This window comes from Dolichospermum circinale AWQC131C (assembly GCF_000426905.1).
GTDB classification, from domain to species: Bacteria; Cyanobacteriota; Cyanobacteriia; order Cyanobacteriales; family Nostocaceae; genus Dolichospermum; species Dolichospermum circinale.
On sequence record NZ_KE384657.1, the window covers coordinates 11,957 to 15,553 of the forward strand.

Here is a 3,597-nt window from a genome sequence, read left to right on the forward strand (position 1 = left end):
ATATGACCGTGGGTGAACGTCGGCTTCATGCCGTGTGTTTAAGTGGCTTGTCTACTTGAACCTAGCCCACGAACCATTTAAGTTTATCCAATGATAGCGGCTTGGAATCAGTGTACCACTCTCCATAGTTCTTATTTTGTCGTTTCCCTATGCTGCATCTTGATCATAATCTCTATTAAACAGTGTATCAGCTAACCATGTTTTAAAGGGTTGTCGGTAAACTTCTGTATGATCAAAAATAAACTCCTGAAACTTATCAACTAGCTTTTTCTCAAAAGTAATTCTCGCATTTTGACGATCTGAATATTTCTTAGCGTTTTGATATTCTTCATCTTTGCTAACTGCTGCAGGTAAATCTTCAAATATGAATTTCCGCACTTGATCTTTTTCTGTAAATTCAGTCCCAAAGCATCAAAAGCCAGTTTATAACGAATCGCGCTGATAATACCATTAGTGACTACCATTGCTTTGGCTTGTCCATTAATTTTATTTGTATTTATGACATCTGCTAAAAAATGATCAATCATAATTTCGGCTTTTTGGCGGATAATTTGCGGATGTCCTTCTACATATTTTTTCAGCTTTTTCTGAGCGCGTTTAGTATCAAATTGGGGATTATCTGCAATTATTTGTTGAATTTTATAATAACTTTGATATGTGGTATAATTTTCTAAGACATCTAAAATAAATTCTTCCTCTATTGCTTGTTTCATAGCATAATTATGAAAAGGATGATATTTACCATCTTCATGATTTTTAATGCCAAAAGTTTCTAAGCTTTTATTTTTGGGTGTGGCTGTAAAAATGATAATGGCAAATTTTTGATTATTTAATGACTGAATTTCTTTAACAATATAGGCAAATTTAAACACGGTGGTAATAATAATCTTTTTGCCGTTTTCTAAGGCTTTTTGTAATTGTTTACTACCTTCGGTAATGGCTTCGACTACGCCGTTAACTTGGGCAAATTGTTTAATATTATTGCGGATTTGTCTATCTAATATTTTCCGGTCGGTAACAACAATAATAGAATCAAAAATGGTGTTAGTTTCGCTGGTGTCTGTGAGTTCTAGAAGTTGATGACTCAGCCAGCTAATGGAGTTACTTTTACCTGAACCTGCGGAATGTTGAATTAAATAACGTTGTCCTACACCTTGATTTTTAGCAGCTTCTAAAAGTTTTTGAACTAAATCAAGTTGGTGATAACGAGGAAATATTAATTTACGTTTTTTGGGTTTACCTTCTTCTTTTTCTTCTACCAATTGGGCGTATTTTTCAATAATATTACTCAAGGTTTTTTTACTAAAAATCTCTTTCCATAAATAATCGGTTTTGATTCCATTAGGGTTAATTGGATTACCTGCACTATCAGGAAATATTAACTGTGATTCTGATTTTTGACCTTTGTTAAATGGCAGAAATATAGTTTGTTGTCCCTTTAATTCTGTGGTCATATAGACTAATTCATCATCAACGGCAAAATGGACTAAACAACGGCCAAAGTTAAATAAGGTTTCTTTGGGGTTACGGTTATTTTGATATTGTTTTATTGCATCTTGCACATTTTGGTTAGTGAGGTTGTTTTTGAGTTCTAAGGTAATGAGAGGTAAACCGTTTATGAAAATTACTATATCTAAAGATTGCTGTTTTTTCTCATTACTAAAATGGAGTTGACGAGTAACAGAAAAAATATTTTGATTGTAGATTTGGATAGCTTGGGGGTTAACTTGGGATGGTGGTAATTTATAATATAAATTTAGGGTGATTTCTTGGGCTTTGATACCGTTGCGGAGAACTTCTATAATACCTTTGTCTTTGATTTGCTTGGATATGCGTTCAAATAGTTTTTGTTCAAATTTTTGACCAAATTTGGTTTTTAGTTTGTCTATTTGGGTAGGTTGGGTTTGATTGAGGAATTGTAATAATAGAGTTTTATCTATGCAGTAGTTAGGTTCATAATTATTTGATTGTCCTTTTATATATCCTGCTTGGTTGAGTAGGCTTGTTTCTATGAGGGTTTCTAAGGCTTTTTCGCTGGTGTCCATAGGAATTTAGAATTTAGAATTTAGAATGTAGAAGAATTTAGAATGTAGGAAAATTTGGAATTTAGAAAAATTTAGAATTTAGGAAAATTTGGAAGAATTTGGAATAACTTGGAATAATTGGTGGGTTAATTTTGAGATTTAGTGTTTTTAATTATAGCATGAATAATACAAATTAGTTCATTGGATTCATTTAATAAAGGGAGTAATCTTGATTCTAGGTTATTCTCGGTTGCCATTAATATTTTTATTGTAGATAAAAATATAACGATAACTTCTTAACAAATAATGTAAAAATTTTCGATTTATATCTTGGGAAATTTCACAAATAATATATGCAGGGCTTACTATACCTTCATATTCAGAAATACCTAGAGAACCTTGCCAAGTCTTCATTTTATTTAGAACTAAGTTTCCAGGTTTGACTACTTTATAGTTACTTAAATCTTCTGGTATTCTGTTGTGATTATCATCCCTAGAATCTCTTAAAATAATACCGTAATCACGATAAACAGCTAATAATGGTAAATGAGGGCAGTTTTTTTGTGTTGCTGCTTTAGTTATTCCACGAATATTATTAACTTCCCAATGTTCAGGAATTTTCCCCAACCACTGTACACCCGAATCTTTATATTTTGGATAACGTTTCATTTTTTAACATCCTCATCTGATTTATATTCCTCATTTCCTGCATACTTCATCATCAACTCTGCAAAAAGAGAAACAGAAATGATCAAAGTATTTCCTAAACTTTGAACTTCAGTAAAATCACGATCACCTGTAATGAAAAAATCAGCATCAGAAGCGATCGCACATTCCAGAAATTTAGCATCTTTCTGATCTCTAGGAAAATCTATGTTTGTCAAAACCTCAATAAGCTGAGTTGAATTTTGAATTAAACCTAGCCATTTGTTTCTTTTGTCATCAGTTAATTTTAGTTTTTTTCTAGCTAATACCTCCTGATACTCTGCTAAAATATCTACTGAAACTATCCATTCATAGTCAGATTGACCAATAATCCAAATAATAACAGATTCTGGTTTTCTACCAGCGATCACCGCAGATACTACAATGTTAGTATCTATAACAACTTTCATTCTCCTCTCCTATAAGCATCAATTTCTTCAGCAATTTCTTCTTCAGTTAAAGGATTATCCGCGTGTAAAGCTTGCGTTTCTTCACATAATGCCATAAACTCTTTTGCTAAAGTTTGTTGATGTGCATTTGGTTGGTAATTATTGTTAATTTCCTGCATCATTTTAACTTTCACCTCTAGTAAATTTTGTGCTACTTCTCCTGATAGAATAGTTACTACTGGCTGAGATTGATTAAGCTGCTGTTTTTCTGACAAAGCCTTTAAAGCATCAGTAATTACATCATCAGGTTTTTTATATTTCCCTGTTTCTAGCTGTGCTTGCAATAATTTTTCTTGTTCTGGATTGAGAATGATTTGAATCATACATTTCTACTCCTAACGTTCATTAAATAACTGAGATACAGGGGTTTCCGCTCTTATGAGGTACATCTTAAGCCCCCTCCTCGCTTGCGGGGAGGG

General features: G+C 32.6%; 4 protein-coding genes. All 4 read right to left on the minus strand.

The genetic code is table 11. From position 1 onward, the window contains the following. Nucleotides 1-260: 260 nt before the first annotated feature. Nucleotides 261-2,045 carry a type I restriction endonuclease gene (locus ACIR131C_RS23660; protein ID WP_051347645.1) on the minus strand — a complete coding sequence of 595 codons (1,785 nt, stop codon included), beginning with the start codon at nt 2,043-2,045 and terminating at the stop codon, nt 261-263. Between the two features lie 219 nt (nt 2,046-2,264). Next, entirely contained in the window at nt 2,265-2,693 is a 429-nt protein-coding gene (locus tag ACIR131C_RS0120195; protein WP_028091615.1) for a hypothetical protein, read from the minus strand. Further along, nucleotides 2,690-3,139 (minus strand): putative toxin-antitoxin system toxin component, PIN family, encoded by a 450-nt coding sequence (locus ACIR131C_RS0120200; RefSeq protein WP_028091616.1) that lies wholly within the window; start codon nt 3,137-3,139, stop codon nt 2,690-2,692. The genes ACIR131C_RS0120195 and ACIR131C_RS0120200 overlap by 4 nt, the downstream gene beginning before the upstream one ends. After that, nucleotides 3,136-3,501, minus strand: coding sequence for a ribbon-helix-helix domain-containing protein (locus ACIR131C_RS0120205; protein ID WP_028091617.1), 366 nt, complete (start codon nt 3,499-3,501; stop codon nt 3,136-3,138). Before ACIR131C_RS0120205 ends, ACIR131C_RS0120200 begins: the two co-directional genes overlap by 4 nt. Nucleotides 3,502-3,597: the final 96 nt, after the last annotated feature.